This window comes from Streptomyces sp. NPDC056144 (assembly GCF_042264145.1).
In the GTDB taxonomy this organism is placed as follows: domain Bacteria; phylum Actinomycetota; class Actinomycetes; order Streptomycetales; family Streptomycetaceae; genus Streptomyces.
The window spans coordinates 587437-609213 of sequence record NZ_JBHJVF010000004.1 but is presented as its reverse complement, the minus strand read 5'-3'; the positions used below and the strand labels follow the sequence as shown (position 1 = coordinate 609213).

The window sequence follows — 21777 nt, the reverse complement described above, 5'->3', positions numbered from 1 at the left end:
GGGCAAGGGCCAACTGCAGGGCACTTTCGTCAACAACGAGCCGACCGACGACACCCTGGTGTGCATCGCGGCAACGGCGGCCAAGCCTGCCCGTGCGGGCAGCCCCCCGATGCCGTACCCGACCCCCGGAGCGGCCGAGACGGGCGAAAAGCGGGTTCCGGGGCAGGGACATGCCGGCGGAAACCCGCTCCGCTCCCACCCCGTGCGGCGGGTGCGGTACCCGGTCAGCCAGTGACGCAGGGAACGCCGTCGAGGCTGAATGAGCCGGGCACGGCACCGGGGCCCGTGACGTTGACGCCGAAGCTCACGGCCCCGCCGACCGGGACGGACGCGGTCCATGACTCACTGGCCGCGCGGACCTGTCGGCCGTTCTGCGTGACGGAGGCGTTCCAGGCGGAGTTCACCGTGACGCCCCCCGGAAGGGCGAAGTCGAGCTTCCAGCCCTTGATGTCCTGCTCGCCGGTGTTACGGATGGTGATGTCGGCGTTGAAGCCGGTGCCCCAGTCGTCCAGCCGGTAGGCGATGGAGCATCCGCGCCGGTAGACGCCGGCTTCCTGTGAGGTCTGCCGGATGCCGTCGGGGCCGTGGAAGAGACGCTCGCCCCAGGCGGTGAGCCGGTCGGCGGCGAAGCCGGTGGCGAGGTCGAGGTACTCGACGCCGCCACCGTTGCCGCTCCAGGACCAGCCCAGGTAGCCGAGGCCCAGGCGGCGGGCGGTGGCCATGATGGCGTCCTCGTCGGGGTCTCCGTCCGAGTGGTCGTAGCCGAACTCGCCGACCACGATGGGCAGGCCGCGGTCGACGAAGCTGCCGAGATAGTCCTCGACCTCGGCAGCGGTGTCGTAGACGCCGTACATGTGGATGGAGAAGACGGTGTTGCGGTCGGGGTCGGAGGCGAAGACGGCGGGGGCGTTCTCGCGCATGGTGCTCGACCAGTCCTGGCCCCAGTTGGGGGCGTCGGCCATCAGGGTGTGGTGGAAGCCGGCCGCGCGCAGTCGGCCGATGGCGTCCTTGGTGTCCTGCGTCCAGGCGGCGTATCCGGCGTTGCCGTGGGGTTCGTTGCCGAGGTTGACGATGACGTACTTCTCCTGCCCCTTGAGAGCGCTCGCCACCTCCAGCCAGTAGTCGGCGGCCTCGGCCAGGGAGGCCGCGTCGCCCTGCTCGCCGTAGCCGGTGGTGTCGTGTGCCTCCAGGACGCAGACGAGGCGGTTGGCCTTGCACTGCGCGACGACGTCCGCGACGTCGGCGGCGCCGTTCTTGGTCCAGCGGGTACCGGTGGAGAGCACCACCCGGACCGAGTTGGCGCCGAGGGCCTTGATGTCGGCGAGGGACTGCCCGGTGCGGTCGGTGTACCAGGTGTGGGCGTGGTTGACGCCACGGAGGACGAAGTCCTTGCCGGTGGCGTCGACGAGCCGTCCGTCCACGACGCGGAAGCCGTCGGAGCGCCCTGCGGCCTGGGCGGTGACGGGGACCGTGGTGATCGTGGCGGCGAGGGCGAGCAGCGTCGCCGCCGAGAGTACTCGGGTCCTGTTCATGTGGTGCTCCCAACTCGGGTCCGCCCCCGCGGAGGAGCGCGGGCGCGGTGATGCCTGACATGGAGTGAGATCACGGCTGATCGGGGTCGGTGGCCCCGGGCGGGCCCACGGGTGATGGGCGTACCGCCGCCGCGCCCCACTGCCCGGGAATTGCTGCGGCTCGAATCCGGGCAGTGGGGCTTAACCGCAGGCGTGGTTCAGGTCGTCGCGTTCGTCAGTCAGCGACTTCTCCTGCCGATTTCCTGGCGGCCGAGTTGAGGCTAGAGCTCGTGATGGCCGAGAACAATAGCTGGAACATAACCGGTTAAGTTTAGTGTCGGTTTCGTTGCCCGCGCTCGGTTCTTGGTTCTCGCTTCTCGGTTGTCAGCTCTCAGCTCTCAGCCGAGGCGTTCCGCCGTACCTGTCGTCGCTCGGTAGGCCACGCCGGCACCTTCCAGCCCGGCCTCGGCGCCGGCAGGCAGGTACACGGCCTGGCCGGGACCGATGCCCAGACTCTTCCCTGCCGACACGACGGTCAGCGTCCCGGCGGTACAGAGGACGATCTGCGGGGCGTCCAGCGTCACTCGGGACCTCGGCTCACCGGATCGGAGGCGATGGCGCGACAGACGGAAGTCGTCGACCGGCGCCGGATAGACCTCTTCGCCCTCCTCCTCCCTGGGGACCAGGACACGGGCCGGGGGCGCGGCGAAGCGGACGACCCGGATCAGCTCCTCCGCGTCGACGTGTTTGGTGGTCAGCCCGCACCGCAGGACGTTGTCGGAACTCGCCATGATCTCCACACCGAGCCCCGAGAGGTACGCGTGCGGCACGCCGGCACCGAGGAACAGTGCCTCGCCAGGGCCCAGCTCGACGTACTGAAGCATCAGCGCCGACAACAGCCCGGCATCACCCGGCCAGGACCGGGCGATGCGGTCATAGGCGACGACACAGGCACTGTCCGAGCCCACCGCCGCGACGGCGAGCGCCTCGGTCACAGCGTCGAGCAGGCCGGCCGGCGGGCGGAGGAAGGCCCGGAACACCTCCGCGAGCGCCTGGGGCTCGGGGACGGCCCGCAGGGTCTCGACGTACTGCCGCAGCGCCGGGACCTCCAGGGACGCGAACAGGTCGGCGGTGTCCGTCGGGTTCCGGAAGCCGCAAAGCCCCTGGAAGGCGGTGAGGGCGACGATCATCTCGGGTTTGTGCTGGTCGTCGCGGTAGTTGCGATGCGGTGCGTCCAGGGGAACACCGAGAGCGTTCTCCCGGGCGAAGCCCGACTGGGCCTGCGCGAGGTCGGGGTGCACCTGCACCGAGAGCGGCGCGTCCGCGGCCAGCAGTTTGACGAGGAACGGGAGGCGGGGTCCGAAGCGTCGCGCGGTGCCCGCTCCGAGTTGTCCCTCCGGGTCCCCGGCGACCAACCGGTCCAGCGGTATCAGGGCCCCTCCCCTGGACACCCGGGAGGGCGCCGCTGGATGGGCGCCCATCCAGAGTTCGGCCTGGGGCGATCCGGTGGGCCGCACGCCCATGAGCTCCGGCAACAGAGTGCGGGAGCCCCAGTCGTAGGGCTGGACGGTATTGCTGAGGAGATCCATGGTCACTTCCCGGAGTACTGATGGTGAGGTGGCAGGCGGACACCACGGCGCCCCGGAAGGCGCCCGGCGCCGATGCCCACGGGCACGGAGAACAGCCCCGTCCGTGTCCGGAGGAGGGGATGTCAGTTGGCCGCCTGCCCCCTCGTGCCCGCTCCGGCTCGGGACAGCTCCGAGCCGGCGACACCGGCGGCGGCCGCACCGATCAGCCCGGCGTCGAGAGCGAGCGCGGCGGGCACGACCGACACCGCACGCGTGAAGTCGAGGACCGCGTACGACGTCAGGTGATGACGCAGCGGCCCGAAAAGCACCTCGCCGGCCTGGGAGACTCCGCCACCCACCACGACCAGGTCGAGTTCGACGAGTGCGGCCGTCGCCGCGATGGCGGCAGCCAGTGCGCGGCCGGCCCGGTCGAACGCGGCGATGGCCCTCGGATCGCCCGCGCGGGCCGCGGCCTCGACCTCTCGGGCGGTGGCGGGAAGACCGACCGGGGGCGCCCAGCCGAGTTCCAGCGCATGGGCCGCGATCGCCGTGCCGCTGGCATAGCGCTCGACACATCCGCGGGCGCCGCAGGGGCAGAGGGGACCGTTCTGATCGACGGTGATGTGCCCGATGTGCCCCGCGTTCCCGGTCGTCCCCGCGTGGACGGAACCTCCCAGGATCAGACCGCCTCCGACACCGGTCGACACGACCATGCACAGCGCGTTCGCCACACCCTTCGCGGCACCGATCCAGTGCTCCGCCGCCGCCATGGCAACCGCGTCGCCGACAAGCACAGGCTCGATGACCTCCGGAACCGCAGGATGACTCCGCACCCGCTCCACCAGGGGGAAGGAGCGCCAAGCCGGGATGTTCACCGGGCTCACCGTGCCCGCGAAGGTGTCCACCGGACCCGCGCTCCCGATTCCCAGGCAGGACAGCGACACCCACTCGGGATGGGCGGCCAGCTCGTCCACCACCGCGGCAACGGCGGCCATCAACGCCTCGGAGGACTCACGCGCCGGAGTCGGCCGCTGCGCCCGCACCACCACATGCCCCTCGGCATCGATCAGCGCCCCGGCGATCTTCGTACCGCCGATGTCCAACGCTCCGTACACCTTGCGCCCACCCTTCCAGAACCGTCCAAACCATGTGAGGCATCACTCTGCTGAACGATGACAACGTTGTCCAGGGTAACTGATCCGGTTAAGGCGTATGGATCGATGCAGACAGGAGGCGACCCCGCGCCGACGAAACGCTCTGACCGAGACGTGAGCAGGTGGATGGTCGTCATCCACCTGCATCGACGCCTGGGTCAACCGACTTCGTCAGCGAAGGGCGGGAATGATGTCGCTGCCGTACGCGTCGATGGTGCCCTCGCGGTTGTCGTGCATGTCGTAGACGGCGAACTGGTCGACGCCCAGGTCCTTGAGGTGGCGGAGCTTCTCGATGTGGGCCTCGGCGGGGCCCAGGAGGCAGAAGCGGTCGACGATGTCGTCGGGGACGAAGGTGGTGTCGGGGTTGTCGGCGCGGCCGTGGTGGGAGTAGTCGTAGCCGTGACGGTCCTTGATGTACGCGGTGAGCTCCTCCGGCACCATGTCCGAGTGCTCGCCGTACTTCTCCACCAGGTCGGCGACGTGGTTGCCGACCATGCCGCCGAACCACCGGCACTGGTCGCGGGCGTGGGCGAGGGCCTCAGGCGAGTCGTCCGCGGTCACGTAGGCGGGGGCGGCGACGCAGATGGTGAGGGCGTCGGGGTCGCGGCCCGCGTCGATGGCCGCCTGCCGGACCGCCTTCACCATCCACTCCGTCAGGAACGGGTCCGCCAGCTGGAGGATGAACCCGTCCGCCTTCTGCCCGGCCAGGGCCAGGGCCCTCGGGCCGTACGCCGCCATCCACACCGGCAGCTTGCCGTTCTTGATCCACGGGATGCGGATCGCGTTGCCGTCGACGGTCGCCTCCCGGCCCTCCGCCAGGTCGCGGATGACCTCGATCGCCTCGCCCAGGCGGGCGAGCGTGTTCGGCTTGCGGCCGGCGACGCGCATCGCCGAGTCGCCGCGGCCGATGCCGCAGACCGTCCGGTTGCCGTACATGTCGTTGAGGGTGGCGAAGGTCGAGGCCGTCACCTCCCACGTACGCGTCCCCGGGTTCGTCACCATCGTGCCGACGTGCAGCTTCGTGGTGTTGGCGAGGATCTGGCTGTAGATGACGAAGGGTTCCTGCCACAGCACGGCGGAGTCGAAGGTCCAGCCGTAGCGGAATCCGTTGCGCTCCGCCCGGCGCATCAGGCCGACGACCTGGGAAGCGGGCGGGTCGGTCTGCAGGACGAGTCCGAAGTCCACTTCAGTGGCCTCCAAGTTCGGGTGGGTGCGATGGGACCACTGGGCCGTTCAGCCCAGGTACTGACAGAGACCGCGCGGCACGAACGCCCCGTGCCCCGCGTGGCCGACGTACTTACGCTGATCGATGACGACCTCACCCCGGGAAAGGACCGTCTCGACCTGGCCGGTGATCGCCTTCCCCTCATACGCCGAGTAGTCGACGTTCATGTGGTGCGTCTCGGCCGACAGCACCTGCGTGGCGTGCGGGTCGTAAATCACCACATCGGCATCGGCACCGGGCGCGATCGTGCCCTTCTGCGGGTAGAGGCCGAACATCCGGGCCGGGGTCGCGCAGGCGATATCGATCCAGCGGCGCCGCGAGATGTGCCCCTCGACGACGGCCTGGTGGAGGAGGTCCATGCGGTTCTCCACGCCCGGAAGGCCGTTGGGGATCTTCGAGAAGTCCCCCCGCCCCAGATCCTTCTGGCCCACGAAGCAGAACGGGCAGTGGTCGGTGGACACCACCTGGAGGTCGTTCGTCCGCAACCCCCGCCACAGCGCCGCCTGGTGCTCCCTCGGCCGAAGCGGCGTACTGCACACGTACTTCGCGCCCTCGAAGTCCGGCTCCGCCAGGTTGTCCGTGGAGAGGAAGAGGTACTGCGGGCAGGTCTCGCCGAAGACCGGCAGGCCCATGTCCCGGGCCGCCGCCAGCTCCGCCACCGCCTCCTGCGCCGACACGTGCACGACGTACAGCGGGGAACCCGCGACCCGGGCCAGCTGAATCGCCCGATGGGTCGCCTCCGCCTCCAACAGCGCCTTGCGCACCTCCCCGTGATAGCGCGGATCCGTCTCGCCCCGTGCCAGCGCCTGCTCGACGAGGACGTCGATGGCGATGCCGTTCTCCGCGTGCATCATGATCAACCCGCCGGTATCACCAGCAACTTGCATCGCCCGCAGGATCTGGCCGTCATCCGAATAAAAGACACCCGGATAGGCCATAAACAATTTGAACGAGGAAATGCCATGCTGAATGAGTTTCGACATCTCCTTCAGCGTCGACTCGTTCACGTCCGACATGATCATGTGGAACGCGTAGTCGATCGCGCACTTCCCGTCCGCCTTCTCGTGCCAGGCGTCCAGACCGGCCCGCAGCGACTCGCCCCTCGACTGCACCGCGAAATCGACGATCGTCGTCGTCCCGCCCCACGCCGCCGCCCGCGTCCCCGTCTCGAACGTGTCCGACGCGAATGTGCCGCCGAACGGCAGCTCCATGTGCGTGTGCGCGTCGACCCCGCCCGGGATCACGTACTTCTGCGACGCGTCGATCAGCCGGTCCGCCGTCCACTCCTGCGTCCCAGGCGCCGCCAGCGCCACCACCCGGCCGTGCTCGATCAGCACATCCGCGTGCACCTCATCCGCGGTCGTGATCACGAGACCGCCGGTAATCAGAGTCCGAGTCACGTTCCAGAAGTCCCTTCTCCTCGGCTGCCTGCCACGGCCTTGGCCGCCGCATCGCCTACTCCGCCAGAAAACCCCTGGTCACGCGACCGAACGAAACTCTTGAACGAGCTCACGCCCTCCTGCACCAGCCGGTCCATCTCCTTGAGCGTGTGCTCGTTCACGTCGGAGAGGATCATGTGGAAGCCGTAGTCGATCGCGCAGTTGCCGTCGGCCTTGGCGTACCAGGTGTCGAGGCCCTCGCGGAGGCTCTCGCCGACCGTCTGGACGGCGAAGTCGACGATGGTGGTGGTGCCGCCCCAGGCGGCGGCGCGGGTGCCGGTCTCGAAGGTGTCGGAGGCCGCGGTGCCGCCGAAGGGCAGTTCCATGTGGGTGTGGGCGTCGACGCCGCCGGGCAGGACGTAGCGGTCGGTGGCGTCGATGATCCGGTCCGCGGTCCAGCCGGCCGCCGCGTCCGAGCCGTGGGCGGCGAGGGCGGCGACGCGGCCGTCCTCGATCAGCACGTCGGCGTGGACCTCGTCGGCGGCGGTGACGACGAGGCCGCCGCGGATCAGGGTGCGGTGGGTGCTCACGGCTTCTCCCTAAAGGGCGTGCAGGGCCTGTTCCAGGATGGCGGCGCCTTCCTCCGCCTCCGCCACGGTCAGCGAGAGGGGCGGGGCGATGCGCAGGGTGCTCGTGTCGTGGCCGCCGCCCTTCCCGATGAGCAGGCCGTTCTCGCGCGCCGATTCCAGGACGGCGGCGGCCGCTTCCGGGTTGGCGCGGTCGGTGCCGGGTTCGGTGAGTTCGACGCCGATCATGAGGCCCCTGCCGCGTACCTCCCGTACGGCGTCGACTCCGGCCGCCGCCGCCCGCACCCGCTCGACGAGCAGGCCGCCGACGCGGCGGGCGTTGCCCTGGAGGTCGTGTTCCAGGAGGTACGCGAGGTTGGCGAGGCCCGCGGCCATCGTGACGGGTGAACCGCCGAAGGTGGAGATGGAGTTGGCGTCGATGCAGTTCATGATCTCGGCGCGGGCGACGACCCCGCCGATGGACATGCCGTTGCCGATGCCCTTCGCGAAGGTGAGGATGTCGGGCGGTCCGGCCTGGCCGTGCGCCTGCCAGCCCCAGAAGTGGTCGCCGGTGCGGCCCCAGCCCGTCTGCACCTCGTCGGCGATCCAGAGGATGCCGTGCCGGTCGAGGACCCGGCGGAAGGCCGCGTAGAGGCCGTCGGGCGGGGAGGTGAACCCGCCGACGCCCTGGATGGGTTCGGCGATGAGGGCGGCGACGTCCCGGGTGTGGCCGAGGAGGTCTTCGAGGTCCGCCACGCACGCGTCGATGAACCGCTCGTCGGAGAGGTCGGCGTACGGACCGCGGGTGCGGACGGCGCCGTGCACGTACAGCGTCTGGAGCGGGGAGAGACTGGTGGGCGACCAGGCGCGGTTGCCGGTGATGCCGACCGTCGAGAAGGAGCGGCCGTGGTAGCTGTTGCGCATCGCCAGGATCTGGTTCGAGCGCCGGTACGCGGTGGCCAGGAGCAGCGCCGTGTCGTTGGCCTCCGTGCCGGAGGTCGTGAAGAAGACGCGGGCGTCGGGGATGCCGGAGAGGCCGGCGATCCGCTCGGCGAGCTCCACCATGGGCCGGTTGAGGTAGAGCGTCGAGGAGTGGACGATCCGCCCTGCCTGCTCGGAGACGGCCTTGGTGACCTCGGGCAGGGCGTGGGCGGTCATGGTGGTGAGGATGCCGCCGAAGAAGTCGAGGTACCTGCGCCCCTCGGCGTCCCAGACGTGGCGGCCCTCGCCGTGGGTGATCTCGATGGGGTCGCGGTAGTAGAGCGCGACCCAGTCGGGGATGACCGCCCGGTGCCGGTCGTACAGGCTGCTCACGGCTTCACCAGTCCGTCGTACGCGTCGGGGCGGCGGTCCCGGTAGAACGCCCACTGCTGCCGCACCTGCTCGATGAGCCCGAAGTCCAGGTCTCGGACGACGAGTTCCTCGTCCTTGTCGGAGGCGACCTCGCCGACGAACCGGCCGCGCGGGTCGACGAAGTAGCTCGTGCCGTAGAAGTCGTTGTCGCCGTACTCCTCGACGCCGACCCGGTTGATCGCGGCGACGAAGTACTCGTTGGCGACGGCCGCCGCCGGCTGTTCCAGCTGCCAGAGGTAGGAGGAGAGTCCGCGGTGGGTCGCCGAGGGGTTGTAGACCAACTGGGCTCCGTTGAGTCCGAGTTGGCGCCACCCTTCGGGGAAGTGGCGGTCGTAGCAGATGTAGACGCCGATGCGTCCGACGGCGGTGTCGAAGACCGGCCATCCGGCGTTCCCCGGGCGGAAGTAGTACTTCTCCCAGAATCCCTTGACCTGCGGGATGTGGTGCTTGCGGTACTTGCCGAGGTACGTGCCGTCGGCGTCGATCACGGCGGCGGTGTTGTAGTAGAACCCCTCGCCCTCGACCTCGAAGACGGGGACGACGATCACCATGCCGGTCTCGCGGGCGAGCTGCCGCATGCGGGTGACGGTCGGGCCGTCGGGGACCGGCTCGGCCCAGCGGTAGTGCTCGGGCTCCTGGACCTGGCAGAAGTAGGGGGCGTTGAACACCTCCTGGAAGCCGATCACCTTGGCGCCCTGCCGGGCGGCCTCGCGGGCGTGCTCCTCATGTTTCGCGATCATGGATTCGGTGTCACCCGTCCAGGTCGCCTGGACGAGCGCGGCGCGTACGACGTCGGTCATGAGCTGCCCCTTCGGCACGGCGTCAGAGACCCTCTACGCCCGTAGACGCGGTGCGTAGGAGGAGAACGTAAGCCCCGTCACACCCCGGAGCAAGACCGCCGCAAGGAAGCGGCGGTGTCGATCATGATTCGTACGCGAGTGGTCTACATCGGGCACATGGGACCAGATAAGGACACACATGGACCTCTACGGACATGCCCTGGCCACCCGTGCCGGTCAGGCGCCGGCCACGCCCGCCACCCTCAACGCGTGACGGAGATCCCGCTCCCGGACCGACGAGACCGCCCGCGCCGCGTCGAGCAGCTGCGGTACGAGCTCACGCGGGTCGGCGCCCGCGAGCCGGGCCGCCTCCTCCGGGGTCCGCACCCGCACGAAGGCGGCGAGCAGCGCGTGGACCTCGCCCCGGTGGCCCTCGGCGCGCAGGGCCGCGCAGGCACCCGCGAGCTCCTCGACCGGGCGGGCCACGCCCTGGCGCATCAGCTGCTCGCAGTCGGCCGCCCGGCCCGCGTCGGCGAGGGCCCCGGCGACGGCCGCGAGCCTGCCGGGCGGCAGCGAGGCCGCCTCCCACAGGAGCGTCGCCCAGTCGGCGGCCAGTCCGGCCCGGTGCAGCTCCTCGGCGAGGGCGGGCAGCCGGGCGGGAGGTCCGCCAAGCGCCTCGCAGAGCAGCGCGTGCGCCTCGCCGGTACGGCCCTGGGCGCGGAGCCGCTGGAGGGCGTAGACCGCGTTGGCCGCGGCGCGGGCGACACCGTCGGGGTCCGGGGCGGGTTCGGATGCGGGTGCGCCCGTGGGGGACGGTGCGGTCCGCACCGCCGCCGCCTCGCCTCCGCCGAAGCGGGCGCCGCGCGGGGCCGCTCCCCCCGACGGCAGGACGGGGACGGTCACCGCCACCTGCTCCTCGGCGCCCGGCTCCTCCTCCAGCCAGGCGTACCGGGCCCCACGGGGGCGCCGCCGGGCGGGTGCGGGCCGCGCGGGTACGGGCCCGGCGACGGCGGTCTCGGGCACGGCAGGTTCCGTCGCGGGACCTTCGGGGGCCGGGGCCCGGCGAGGCGGGTGCGTCGGGTCGAGGCGCCGGGGCGGGTGCGCCCGCTCCAGGGGACGTACCCGCCCCGGATCCCCCAGCCTCGCCAGGCGCGCCGTCAGTTCCGCGACCCGGGCGGCGGCCCTCGTGTGGTCGTCCCGTGCCCAGGCGAGGTCGTGCGCCAGGGCGGCCGCCTCCTCCGAGCCCCGCCGCGTCTCCTCCAGTCGCCGTTCCAGTTCGCGGGAGCGGGCACCTGCGTACCGGCGTTCGCGCTCTCTCAGGTCCCGGCGTCCGGCGAGCGCCTCGGCCCCGCCGGGGCGGTGGTCGTGGGCGCCGGCCGCCGCCGCGTACAGCGCCCCCGCCTGCGCGGCGAGCGGCCCGTCGGCGCGCTCGCCGGCGTCCTGGAGCAGGGATTCGACGACGTCCCACGGCGGGATCTCCGTCCCGTCGAGGCAGGCACGCAACCCCTCGGGGTCGCGGGCGGCGAAGACCCCGTACCAGCCCGAGCGCGGCTCGACGCGCTTCGCGCGCTCCGCGAGCTCCGCGAACCATCGCGCGAACGCGGCCACTTCCATGGGGAGTTGATACACCGTCATGCGCTCAGCACCTGCCCGCCGTCGACTGGAACCCCGAGGGGAACCTTCCGGTCCGCAGGCATTCGACCGCAGTCGTGTTACGGGACGACTACGGGCCGTTTTCGCGCGCGTACGTCACTCGGAAGGAGCATCGGCCCCGTCGAGGCGGACGACGATGCCCGCGTGCGGGCGCTTGCCGAGACGCACGATCATCGCGGGGACGTCGGTCAGCCAGAACTGCCAGGTGTACTTGCGCGAGAGCAGTTTCCGGATGCGCCGCAGTTCCTCCCCGTCGACGAGCCGGCCCTCGCCGGAGTGGCGCGGGGTGCCCTCGGCGACGTTGCCCCGCACGTCGCAGACGGCGACGGTGACCCGGGGGTCGTTCCGCAGCCGCTTGACCTTCCAGGAGTCGGCGCGCGTCCACGCGTACAGCTCGGAGCCCTCCACCGCGTACCAGACGGGGGTGGCCACTCCGGTGCCGTTCTTCCGGAAGGTGGTCAGGCTGACGTACCGGCCGCGCTGGAGCTCATCAGGGATCATGCCCCCGAGCCTAGGCGAGCGCCCGCCGGGTTCACGCGGGGGTCGGGTTGGAGGCGTGCGTGAGGGTCTCCCAGGCGACGAACAGGTCGTCCGTGCCGCCGGGCCGCTGGCTGGCGGCCAGCTTCGCCGTCTGCGGGAGCTTCATGCCCATCCGGCCTTCGAGGTGGTTGAGGGCGACCTCGACGTCCGGGCCCATCGTGCGCTCGACCTTCCCGCCGCACAGCCACTTGGGCGGGGTCTCGCCGAGCTGGTAGCGGGCGTGGAACTCCAGTGCCGCGCCGATCCGTTCGGCCTCCTCGCGGTAGAGGTCGATGCCCTGGTGCCAGGCGGTCTCGGCGATGTGGGCGGTGGCGGCGAGCGAGTACCCGATGTGCATGAAGTTGCGGCAGGTCTCCTGCCCGATGCCGTCGGCGTACGTCCGCTGCCCGAACCAGTACGTGGCCAGCTCGTCGGCCGTGTCGATGGTGCCGCCGGGCGGCGGCTTGGGAAGGGCGCCGTCGGAGGAGAGGTAGAAGTAGGCGGGGACCCGCGCCCTGAACCGGCGTACGGACTCCTCGAAGACCGTGCGGTCTTCGAGGAAGACGGCCATGCCGATGGCCGCGTCCGTCATGGCCAGCTCCCAATTGCCGTTGTAGTCCGCGACCTTGGCACTGACGGCGGGCAGATACGCCTTGCGGAGCATCCACTTGAACCGCTGGACCTCCGGTCCGCCCCACGCCGGGTATCCGGCGTGGACGATCTCGGCGGCGCGCGCCCAGGAGGAACCGGACCAGGCGGTCTGGAGGTCGGCGTCGTCGCGGGTGTGCTCCTTCACCGTCTTCGACCAGGCGTCCATGATCTCGACGGCCTTCTCGGCGTGCGCGGCCTCGCCAGACACGGACCACATGAGGGCGTGGGTGTACGCGGCGATGGCGTCCTCACGCTCGGAGACGCAGGCCTGCGTCCCGGCGTTCGAGGCACAGGCGACGACCCTGGCCGGGTGCGGGGTGTAGTCGAGGTCGGCGTACGGACTCTCGCCCATCGCCTGATAGGCGGAGGCCCAGGGCTCCTCCCCCGCCGCGACCCGGCGGCGGACGGCGGCCAGCTGGGCGCCGCCGACGAGGACGCCGGGGTGCCGGAAGGTCTCGGGGGCGACGGAGGGGGGCCGCTCGACGGCGGCGGGGGCGTCGGCGCCCGTGCCGCAGGCCGTGCCGAGGAGCAGCAGGGGCGTCAGCAGGGCGGCGAGGAATCGCGGGCGAGGATGCACGGCTCCACGCTGGCGCGGGCCGCGCGCTCGCGCATCCCGTACTACGCCGGGCAGCGGACGGCCGGACCGCCTGAGCGCTCCGCCGCGCTCGGCGGGATCAGGCCGGGAGGGGCACGCAGAGCGCGACGAGCTCGTCCATGGAGAGTTCGAGGACGCCCGCGAGGGCCGCGACGGTGAAGAAGGCGGGGGTCGGGGCCCGGCCCGTCTCGATCTTGCGGAGGGTCTCGGCGGAGAGACCGGCCGCGGCGGCGATCTCGACCATGGACCGGTCGCCGCGCGCCGTGCGGAGCAGGAGGCCGAGGCGCTCGCCGCGCTCGCGTTCTTCGGGGGTCAGGGGGGTACGCACCATGCCCCCATACTAATACCGGGACACAAATACCGGGATAGAAATACCGCCCCGACGCTCACCCCAATACTTATACCGGTATAGTAATCGGCCATGGTGAACATCAAGACGAACGAGAACCTGGCGTCCATGCGGGAAGCGGGCCGGGTCGTGGCCCGCGCCCTCGCGGCCGTACGGGAGAAGGCGGCGCCCGGCGTCGCGCTGACCGAGCTCGACCGCGCGGCCCGGGAGGTCCTGGCGGAGGCGGGAGCCGGTTCGCCCTTCCTCGGCTACCGGCCGGAGTGGGCGCCGGTGCCCTTCCCCGCGGTCGTCTGCCTGTCGGTGAACGACGCGATCGTGCACGGCGTCCCCGGCGACACCCGGCTCACCGACGGCGACCTGCTCTCCGTGGACTGCGGGGCGATCCTCGACGGCTGGGTGGGCGACTCGGCGATCAGCTTCACGGTCGGCCGCGCCCGGCCGGAGGACACGCGGCTCGTCGCCGCCGCCGAGGAGGCCCTGGAGGCCGGCATCGCGGCGGCCGTCGTCGGCAACCGGATCGGCGACATCGCGCACGCGATCGGGCGGGTCTGCCGGAAGGCCGGCTACGGCATCCCGGACGGCTTCGGCGGCCACGGGGTGGGCCGGAGCATGCACGAGGACCCGGGCGTCCCCAACGAGGGACGCCCGGGCCGGGGCATGAGGCTGCGGCACGGCATGGTGCTCGCGATCGAGCCGATGCTCATCGGCGGCGGCACCGACGACCACTACACGGCGGGCGACGGCTGGACGATCCGCACGGTGGACGGCTCGCGCGCCTCCCACGCCGAGCACACGGTGGCGATCACGGACGACGGGCCGCGCGTCCTCACGGCCCTGTAGTCCCTCTACGGGGTTACGGCGCCCTACGGGGTCACGGCGCCGGGCGCACGACCATCGCCGAGCCGCCGCCCCTGCGGACCGTCTCCGCCGCCGCCACCCAGCGGCCGTCGGGCAGCCGCTGCACGCCGGTGGCCGCGCCGATCTCCGGGTTCTGCCGGAAACCGTGCCCGATCGCCTCCAGCTCCGCCCTCAACGGGCTGTTCCACAGGCCGGGTTCGAGCTCGGTCGTGGTCTGGTTGCGCTGGCTGGCGCGGGGCGCGGCGATGGCGTCGACGAGCGGGAGGCCCCGGTCGACGACCCCGGTGAGGGTCTGGAGGACGGTGGTGATGATGGTCGCGCCGCCCGGGGAGCCGAGGGCGAGGACCGGCCGGTCGCGATCGTCGAGGACGATCGTCGGGGAGATCGAGGAGCGGGGCCGCTTGCCCGGACCGGGCAGGTTCGGGTCGTGGACGGCCGGGTTGGCCGGGGCGAAGGAGAAGTCGGTCAGCTCATTGTTGAGCAGGAAGCCCCGGCCGGGGACGGTGATGCCGCTGCCGCCGGTGGACTCGATGGTGAGGGTGTAGGCGACGGTGTTGCCCCACTTGTCGGCGACGGTCAGGTGGGTGGTGTTCTCGCCCTCGTACGTGGTCGGGGCCGCCGTCCCGCCGCTCGCGCACGGCACCGGGTTCGCCGGGTCGCCGGGCGCCAGGGGGCTGGTCAGGACGGCGTCGTCACGGATGAGGCAGGCCCGCGAGTCGGCGTACCGCTGGGAGAGCAGTCCCCGGGTCGGCACGGACTCGAAGGCCGGGTCGCCGACCCAGCGGCCCCGGTCGGCGAAGGCGATCCGGCTGGCCTCGATGTACCGGTGGAGGTACGCGGCCTGGGTGGCGGCGGAGAGGTCGGTGCCCTCCAGGATGTTGAGCGCCTCGCCCACGCTCGTACCGCCGGAGGAGGAAGGGGACATGCCGTAGACGTCCAGGCCCCGGTACGCGACCTTCGTCGGCTTGCGGAACTCGGTCCGGTACGCGGCGAGGTCACGCTCCGTCAGGTCACCGGGCCGTACGACGCGCGTGGCGCCTTCGCGGACCGGGGGCGTACGGACGGTGTCGACGATGTCCCGGGCGAGCGGGCCCTCGTACAGCGCGCCGACGCCCTCGCGGCCGAGGGTCCGGTACGTACGGGCCAGGTCGGGGTTCTTGAAGACGGCGCCGACCACCGGCAACTGGCCTCCGGGAAGGAAGAGTTCGGAGGTGGCCGGGAAGTCGCGGAACCGGGCCTCGTTGGCGGCGGTCTGGGCGCGGAAGGTGGCGTCCACGGTGAAGCCCTCGCGGGCGAGCCGCTCGGCGGGTGCGAGGAGCGTGGAGAGGCGCTTGGTGCCCCAGGCGTCGAGGACGGTCTTCCAGGTGGCCGGGGTGCCGGGGGTGCCGACGCCGAGGCCGCTGGTCTGGCCCTGGTCGAAGGGGATGGGGACGCCGTTCTCCTGGAACAGCCCGGCGCCGGCGGAGGACGGGGCGGTCTCGCGGCCGTCGACGGCGTGGACCGTGCGGCTCCTGGCGTCGTAGTAGACGAAGTAGCCGCCGCCCCCGATGCCGGCCGAGTACGGCTCGGTGACGCCGAGGGCCGCGGCGACGGCGACGGCGGCGTCCACCGCGTTGCCGCCCTTGCGGAGCACCTCGACACCGGCGGCCGAGGCGTCGGCGTCGACACTGGCCACGGCGCCGCCGTAGCCGACGGCTACGGGGACCTTCGCGAGTGCCGGGGCCTCTGTTCCCGGTGGCGCGGGCGGTGCCGCCGCCCCCATCGAGAGCACCGTCGCCGCGACGGCGAGTAAAGAGACCTTCCCAGCGGCGGAGCCACGCATTGTCGACCTCCAGTCAACGACCGTCCGCGCAGCGTAACTTCCCTCGCGCGAAACGTCAGGACCGCCTCGGAACGACGGCACGGGGCTCGAACGGAAGGCCGTTCGGTCGCTAGCATGCGCGACCGTGAACGAAGACGTGCGGAACATCGTGCTCGGGGTCCTGGCGACCGGGATCAGCGCCTCCTTGGGATGGCTGGCCCGTACGTACCTCTGGCGGCGCAAACTGCGGCGCAAGCAGGCGTTCTTCGGGCTGCCGGGCGGCTCGGAGTGCCTGCTCGTGGTGAACCGGGAGGCCGGCGGGGACAACGTCGTGCACCGCTTCGACGTCTTCGCGCTGCTCGAACTCTCCGCGCTGATCAAGGACTGCGGGGCGCAGGCCCGGATCCTCCCGCACGACACGGCCCACCAGGGCTTCGGGGACCGCACCGAGTTCTGCGTCGGCGGCCCGTACGCCAACCGGCGGACGGCCGCCCATCTGTCCACCCTGCTCCCGGGCGTGACCATGAACGTGGACGTCCAGCCCTCCGGGATCCAGCAGGCGATCACGGTCGGCGGCGAGAGCTACCCCATGGAGAAGGGCGTCTCCGAGTACGTGATCCTCGCCCGGCTGACGGCCGGGGAGGGCCGCCGCCCGGTCTTCCTCTTCTGCGGGCAGCGTGCGATCACCAACCAGGCGGCGACCCGCTACCTGGCGCGCCACCACGAGAAGCTGGCGCGTGCCCACCGCTCGGGGACGTTCGTGCTGCTCCTGAAGGTGGTCAACACGCAGGCGTACGGACCGGATGTGGTGGAGCTGGTCGCCGACGTCACACGGGTCGCGCTGACGGCGCCGCCGCGAGCCGAATCGGCAGATGTTTGATCCCGTTGATGAAGTTGGAGACGAGCCTGCGGGGCGGCCCCGCGAGCGTCAGGCCGCCGCAGGCCGCGCGGGTCTCCTCGTACAGCACGCGGAGCTGAAGCCGGGCGAAGTGGGCGCCGAGGCAGACGTGCGGGCCGTCGCCGAAGGAGACGTGCGGGTTCGGGGTGCGGGCCAGGTCGAGGCGGTGGGGGTCGGCGAAGACGCGTTCGTCGTGGTTGGCGGAGGCGTGGAAGACGACGACCTTGTCGCCCGCGCGGATCGACTGCCCGGCGAGGGTGGTGTCCCGTGCGGCCGTGCGCCGGAAGGAGAGCACGGGCGGGTGGACGCGCAGCAGCTCGTCCACGGCCGTCCCCATGTCCACGGCCCCGTCCCACAACCTGCGCTGCTCGTCCGGGTGCTCGGCGAGGGCGAGCAGCCCGCCGGGGGCGGCGCTCCGCACGGTGTCGTTCCCGGCGACGGTGAGGAGGAAGAAGAACATCTCCAGCTCGGCGTCGGCGAGTTCGGAGGTGGCGAGGGAGGTCATGACGTCGTCGGCGGGGTGCTCGCGCTTGAACGCGGCGAGTTCCTGGGCGTACGCGAACATCTCGGCGAGCATGGCGGGTGAGCGGGGATTGACGGGGCGCCCGTCGGCCCCGAGGACGGGCGGCTCGTCGGGGTCCTGGTAGGCGATGACGCGTTCGGTCCAGGCGTGCAGGAGCCCCCGGTCGCTCGCGGGGACGCCGAGGAGATCGGTGAGGTTGAGGAGCGCGTAGTCGTCGGTGACGGCCCGGACGAGGTCCACCTCTCCCCCGCCTCCGCCCCCGCTCGCGACAGCCTCGGCCAGCAGCTTGGCCGCCCGCTCCCGAGCGGTGACGGCGAACCGCTCGATCCGCCCCGGCGTGAAGGCCCGACTGACGAGCCGCCTCAACCGCCCGTGATCCGGCGGGTCCTGATTGAGCATCATGCGCCGGATGAACGGCAGATCGGCGGGGTCGGGGTCGCGGATCTGGGTGGCGCCGAGGTGTGAGGAGTACGTCCCGGAGTCCTTGAGTACGCGCACGACGTCGGCATGCCGGGTGACGGCCCAGAACCCGGGCCCGGCCGGCCAGCCGAGAACCTCGGGCTCCCGCTGACGGGCGACGGGCGCGTGGTCGCGAAGCCGGCGGAACCGCTCGTGCGGAATGCCCGCCGCGTAGACCCGGGGATCGAAGACGTCGGGAACCCCACTCGCGTCCGGCATCACTCCTCGCGCCTCCCACCAGAGCCCGCCCAGGGGTTAAGACGTTCCCATCATGACAGGTCAGGGCCGGTTTTCGTAGGACGGAAAGGCACACTTCGAGACCCTTGTCCGGGCCCCCCGCGCCGCCCGAGGATCTCCGTCGTGCATCAGACGGCGAACAGGAGGCACATGGGGAACACGGAGCAGTACAGCCAGGACGCGGTGTTGCGGGCGCGGGTCCTTCTTCTCGGATCCGAACCGCCGAGTTGGTGGGAAGGGGTCATGGCCTACCGGGTACTCGCGACGGTGAGCCCGGCGGCGTACCTGCCGAGGCTGGTCGAGGCGTTGCTGGAGTGCCGGAAGCGGAGTCCGCTCGCGGCCGACCCGCGGGTGGCGCTCGCCCTCCTGGCCGAAGCCGTGGAAGCGGCCCGCCGGATGGATTCCGCGGACCCGAACCGGCCCCGGCTGCTCGCCGAGGCGCTGCACGGGCACGAGGCGGCCGCTCGGCTCCTGGGCGGCGATCCCCCAATCGTTACCCGCACGTAACTTACCGAGCGGTTACCTCAGGTAATGCGCGGAGGTTACCGTCGGGTCACTTTCACTGCCCCCCATCAGTGACCCAGTGAGGAGTGACCCGTGCGCACATCCCTGGTCCTCGCCGTCTCGGCCGCTCTCGTGGCCGGGACGGCGTTCGGGCTCGCGCCCGTCGCGCAGGCGGACGAGGCCGGTATTCGGTTCGTCGACATCGTCGGGGACGGCGGGACCGTCCTCAAGGCGAACGTCATCACGCCGGCCGGAGCCGACGGCAGCAAGCGGTACCCCGTGATCGTGCTTCCGACCAGCTGGGCCATGCCCCAGATCGAGTACCTCGTCCCGGCGATCCAGCTCGCCGACTCCGGTTACGTCGTGGTGAGTTACAACTCGCGAGGCTTCTGGCAGTCCGGCGGCGAGATAGAGACCGCCGGGCCGAAGGACGTCGCCGACGCCGCCAAGGTCGTCGACTGGGCGCTCGCGAACACGCCCGCCGACGCCGAGCGCGTCGGCATGGCGGGCGTCTCGTACGGGGCCGGGATCAGTCTCCTCGCCGCCGCGCACGACCCCCGGGTCAAGGCCGTCGCCGCGCTCAGCGGGTGGGCCGACCTCATCGACTCGATCTACAGCGGGCGGACCCAGCACTTCCAGGCCGCCGCGCTGCTCGGCGGCGCCGGATACCTCACCGGGCGCCCCGGCCCCGAACTCAAGGAGATCCTGGGCGACTTCCTCTCGTCGAACCTCGACAAGGAGGACGAGATGATCGCCTGGGGACGGAAGCGGTCACCCGCCACGTACCTGGACCGGATCAACGCCAACGGCGCCGCGATCATGCTCGGCAACGCCTGGGGCGACACCATCTTCCCGCCCAACCAGTACGCGAGCTTCTACGAGAAGCTCACCGGCCCCAAGCGCCTGGAGTTCCGCCCCGGCGACCACGCCACCGCCGAGGCCACCGGACTCTTCGGGCTCCCCAACGACACCTGGGCCAGCACCCGCCGCTGGTTCGACCGCTACCTCAAGGGCACGGACAACGGCATCGACCGCGAGCAGCCCGTCCAGCTGACGTCGCGGTCCACGGGAGGGTACGAGGGCTACGCGGACTGGAAGTCCGTCAACGCCGACCGGCGGAAGTTCTTCCTCGACGACAGCGAGCACGTCTGGGCGAACGTCGACTCCGGGGCCAACGGCGGCGTCACGCTGCTCACCAACGCCCTCGACCAGTTCCTCCGCACCCCGCCCGTCGTCTCCGTCCCGCTGCTCCCCCGCGCCTTCGCCGGCGTCTGGCAGTCGGAGCGGTACGGCACCGACCAGAAGGTGCGCGGGACGGTGAAGGTGCACACCACCGTGACCTCCACGGAGGAGGACGGCACGTTCGTCGCGTACCTCTACGACGTGGGGCCGCTCGGCATGGGGAAGCTGGTGAGCAACGCCCCGTACACCTTCCACGGGAAGCCCGCCGGCAAGCCCTTCGGCGTCGACCTGGAGCTGTTCTCGACCGCGTACGACGTCCCGGCCGGCCACCGGCTCGCGCTGGTCGTCGACACCGTCGACCCGCTCTACATCGAGCACAACCCGACCGGCGCGCAGCTGACCTTCTCCTCCCCGTCGGCCGACCCGTCGTACGTGTCGGTACCGCTGCGGAAGGAGTGATCACCGGCTGCTGCCGGGCGGGCAGGGCCTCACACCAGCTACTGCGCTCCCGGCAGCAGCGTTCCCGGTTCGGCCGGAGCGACGTCCACGGCCTTCGTCTTCGGGCTGCGGCGCTCCCGCCTGGCCACCCAGGTGGCGAACCAGGAGAGCAGCATGCACATCCCGATGTAGATCGGTGAGATGACGAGCACGACGGGGATGAACGGCAGGTCGTAGTCGAGGTTGGACGCGATGAGCTTGCCCGCGTGGAGGAACTCCTCGTAGGTGATGAGGAATCCGAGCGAGGTGTCCTTGAGGGCCACCACGAGCTGGCTGATGATGGCGGGCAGCATCGCGCGGACCGCCTGCGGCACGAGGACGTACGTCATGACCTGGGTCTTGCGCATGCCCAGGGCGTACGCGGCCTCGCCCTGGCCGCGTGCGACGGCGTGGATGCCGGTGCGGAAGACCTCGGCGAGCACCGAGCCGTTGTAGAGGGTCAGTCCGGCGACGAGCGCGGGCAGCGGCTGCACCTTGAGCGCCACGAAGATGAAGAAGATCATCACGAGGACGGGCATCGCGCGGAAGAACTCGATGACCAGGGTCGAGATCCAGCGCAGGACCCGGTGCTCGGAGAGCCGTCCGACGGCGAGGACCCCGCCGAGGGCGAGCGAGAGCACCGAGGCGTAGGCGAAGGCCTTGAGGGTGTTGCCGAGCCCTTCGAGGAGCAGCTTCTGGATGCCCTCGTAGAGGAAGGGCGACCACTTCGTGGCGGTGAACTGGTCGGTGTCGAAGAGGAGATAGAGGAACCAGGCGGCCAGCGCCAGGATGACGACGGTGGACGCGAGCCCGTAGAGGAGGTGGCGTCGCCGGGCGTTCGGTCCGGGGATGTCGTAGAGGGCGGTGGACTCGGTCATCGGGCGACTCCCCAGCGCTTCTCCAGGAGGTGGAAGGCCGCGCTGATGGTGAGGGTGATGATGAGGTATCCGACGGCGATCCAGAAGAAGGTCCAGACGATGTTGTAGCCGAGTTCGCTCAACGTCTTGTAGGTGCCCAGGAGTTCGGTGACGCTGAAGGCTCCGGCGATGGCCGAGTTCTTGGCGAGGGCGATGATGGTGGAGCCGATCGGCGGGATGACGGTCCGGAAGGCCTGCGGCAGGACGACCGTGGCGAGGGTCTGGGTGAAGGTCATGCCGAGGCTGCGGGCCGCCTCGCCCTGGCCGCGCGGCACGGTGTTGATGCCGGAGCGCAGGACCTCGCAGATGAACGCCGAGGTGTAGCAGCCGAGCGCGAGGACGGCGAACACCTTGAAGGGCAGGACGAGTCCGAAGCGCGGCAGGCCGAGCATGACGGCGAAGAAGAGCAGGGTCAGCGGGGTGTTCCGCAGGACGGTGACCCAGACCGTGCCGAAGACCCGGAAGGATCCCACGGGCGCGACCCGGAAGGAGGCCATGACGAAGCCCAGGACGAGGGCCAGCGCCGAGGCGTAGACGGTGAGTTCGACGGTGCCGAGGAAACCTTCTCCGTACAGCGAGAAGTTGTCTGTCAGTACGTCCATGTCAGCGTGGACCGTCC

20 protein-coding genes and 1 pseudogene are annotated in these 21777 nt (G+C 71.1%); 5 read left to right on the top strand and 16 right to left on the bottom strand.

Going from position 1 to position 21777, the window contains the following annotated elements; all coding sequences use genetic code 11:
• The coding region (locus ACFC0Z_RS16785) for a hypothetical protein (RefSeq protein ID WP_376437961.1) at positions 1-235 on the top strand (235 nt) is incomplete at its 5' end.
• Here ACFC0Z_RS16785 and ACFC0Z_RS16780 read toward each other — a convergent pair.
• From ACFC0Z_RS16780 to ACFC0Z_RS16725, 12 genes and pseudogenes are all read right to left on the bottom strand, one after another.
• Positions 225-1532: a cellulase family glycosylhydrolase gene (locus ACFC0Z_RS16780; protein ID WP_376437959.1), complete on the bottom strand. Its 1308-nt coding sequence runs from the start codon at positions 1530-1532 to the stop codon at positions 225-227. The two genes, ACFC0Z_RS16785 and ACFC0Z_RS16780, sit on opposite strands and share 11 nt — an antisense overlap.
• A 377-nt stretch (positions 1533-1909) precedes the next feature.
• Positions 1910-3100, bottom strand: coding sequence for a mannose-6-phosphate isomerase, class I (gene manA / locus ACFC0Z_RS16775; RefSeq protein WP_376437957.1), 1191 nt, complete (start codon positions 3098-3100; stop codon positions 1910-1912).
• A 122-nt stretch (positions 3101-3222) separates the two neighbouring features.
• Positions 3223-4182, bottom strand: a complete 960-nt coding sequence (locus ACFC0Z_RS16770; RefSeq protein WP_376437955.1) for an ROK family protein — start codon at positions 4180-4182, stop codon at positions 3223-3225.
• Positions 4183-4404: 222 nt separating this feature from the next.
• Positions 4405-5418 (bottom strand): TIGR03842 family LLM class F420-dependent oxidoreductase, encoded by a 1014-nt coding sequence (locus tag ACFC0Z_RS16765; RefSeq protein WP_376438008.1) that lies wholly within the window; start codon positions 5416-5418, stop codon positions 4405-4407.
• A 48-nt stretch (positions 5419-5466) separates the two neighbouring features.
• Positions 5467-6858, bottom strand: a complete 1392-nt coding sequence (gene hydA / locus ACFC0Z_RS16760) for a dihydropyrimidinase (protein ID WP_376437953.1) — start codon at positions 6856-6858, stop codon at positions 5467-5469.
• A gap of 89 nt (positions 6859-6947) precedes the next feature.
• Positions 6948-7427, bottom strand: a pseudogene (locus tag ACFC0Z_RS16755) (amidohydrolase family protein); the annotation flags it as partial.
• Between the two features lie 9 nt (positions 7428-7436).
• A complete protein-coding gene (locus tag ACFC0Z_RS16750) occupies positions 7437-8717 on the bottom strand; it encodes an aspartate aminotransferase family protein (RefSeq protein WP_376437951.1) in 1281 nt (426 codons plus the stop codon).
• Positions 8714-9556 (bottom strand): nitrilase-related carbon-nitrogen hydrolase, encoded by an 843-nt coding sequence (locus ACFC0Z_RS16745; RefSeq protein WP_376437950.1) that lies wholly within the window; start codon positions 9554-9556, stop codon positions 8714-8716. Before ACFC0Z_RS16745 ends, ACFC0Z_RS16750 begins: the two co-directional genes overlap by 4 nt.
• Positions 9557-9772: 216 nt before the next feature.
• Entirely contained in the window at positions 9773-11170 is a 1398-nt protein-coding gene (locus tag ACFC0Z_RS16740; protein ID WP_376437948.1) for a UL36 very large tegument protein, read from the bottom strand.
• A 114-nt stretch (positions 11171-11284) separates the two neighbouring features.
• Positions 11285-11689, bottom strand: coding sequence for a PPOX class F420-dependent oxidoreductase (locus ACFC0Z_RS16735; protein ID WP_376437946.1), 405 nt, complete (start codon positions 11687-11689; stop codon positions 11285-11287).
• Between the two features lie 31 nt (positions 11690-11720).
• A complete protein-coding gene (locus ACFC0Z_RS16730; protein WP_376437944.1) occupies positions 11721-12935 on the bottom strand; it encodes an alginate lyase family protein in 1215 nt (404 codons plus the stop codon).
• Positions 12936-13032: 97 nt separating this feature from the next.
• Positions 13033-13284, bottom strand: coding sequence for a helix-turn-helix domain-containing protein (locus tag ACFC0Z_RS16725; RefSeq protein WP_376437943.1), 252 nt, complete (start codon positions 13282-13284; stop codon positions 13033-13035).
• Positions 13285-13374: 90 nt separating this feature from the next.
• On the opposite strand from ACFC0Z_RS16725, the gene map reads away from it, so the two are divergent.
• A complete protein-coding gene (gene map, locus ACFC0Z_RS16720; protein ID WP_376437941.1) occupies positions 13375-14142 on the top strand; it encodes a type I methionyl aminopeptidase in 768 nt (255 codons plus the stop codon).
• Between the two features lie 31 nt (positions 14143-14173).
• Here map and ggt read toward each other — a convergent pair whose 3' ends face one another.
• A complete protein-coding gene (gene ggt / locus ACFC0Z_RS16715) occupies positions 14174-15982 on the bottom strand; it encodes a gamma-glutamyltransferase (RefSeq protein WP_376437939.1) in 1809 nt (602 codons plus the stop codon).
• A gap of 124 nt (positions 15983-16106) precedes the next feature.
• On the opposite strand from ggt, the gene ACFC0Z_RS16710 reads away from it, so the two are divergent.
• Positions 16107-16841, top strand: coding sequence for a hypothetical protein (locus ACFC0Z_RS16710; RefSeq protein ID WP_376437937.1), 735 nt, complete (start codon positions 16107-16109; stop codon positions 16839-16841).
• On the opposite strand, the gene ACFC0Z_RS16705 is transcribed toward ACFC0Z_RS16710, so the two are convergent.
• Positions 16789-18060, bottom strand: a complete 1272-nt coding sequence (locus tag ACFC0Z_RS16705; protein ID WP_376437935.1) for a cytochrome P450 — start codon at positions 18058-18060, stop codon at positions 16789-16791. The two genes, ACFC0Z_RS16710 and ACFC0Z_RS16705, sit on opposite strands and share 53 nt — an antisense overlap.
• Before the next feature lie 168 nt (positions 18061-18228).
• Between ACFC0Z_RS16705 and ACFC0Z_RS16700 the strand changes: the two genes are divergently transcribed.
• Both ACFC0Z_RS16700 and ACFC0Z_RS16695 read left to right on the top strand, forming a co-directional pair.
• On the top strand, positions 18229-18585 hold the full coding sequence (locus ACFC0Z_RS16700) for a hypothetical protein (RefSeq protein WP_376437933.1): 357 nt from the start codon (positions 18229-18231) through the stop codon (positions 18583-18585).
• Between the two features lie 90 nt (positions 18586-18675).
• A complete protein-coding gene (locus ACFC0Z_RS16695) occupies positions 18676-20223 on the top strand; it encodes a CocE/NonD family hydrolase (protein WP_376437931.1) in 1548 nt (515 codons plus the stop codon).
• Positions 20224-20261: 38 nt separating this feature from the next.
• Here ACFC0Z_RS16695 and ACFC0Z_RS16690 read toward each other — a convergent pair whose 3' ends face one another.
• Positions 20262-21119 (bottom strand): amino acid ABC transporter permease, encoded by an 858-nt coding sequence (locus ACFC0Z_RS16690; protein WP_376437929.1) that lies wholly within the window; start codon positions 21117-21119, stop codon positions 20262-20264.
• On the bottom strand, positions 21116-21760 hold the full coding sequence (locus ACFC0Z_RS16685; protein ID WP_376437927.1) for an amino acid ABC transporter permease: 645 nt from the start codon (positions 21758-21760) through the stop codon (positions 21116-21118). The genes ACFC0Z_RS16690 and ACFC0Z_RS16685 overlap by 4 nt, the downstream gene beginning before the upstream one ends.
• Positions 21761-21777: the final 17 nt, after the last annotated feature.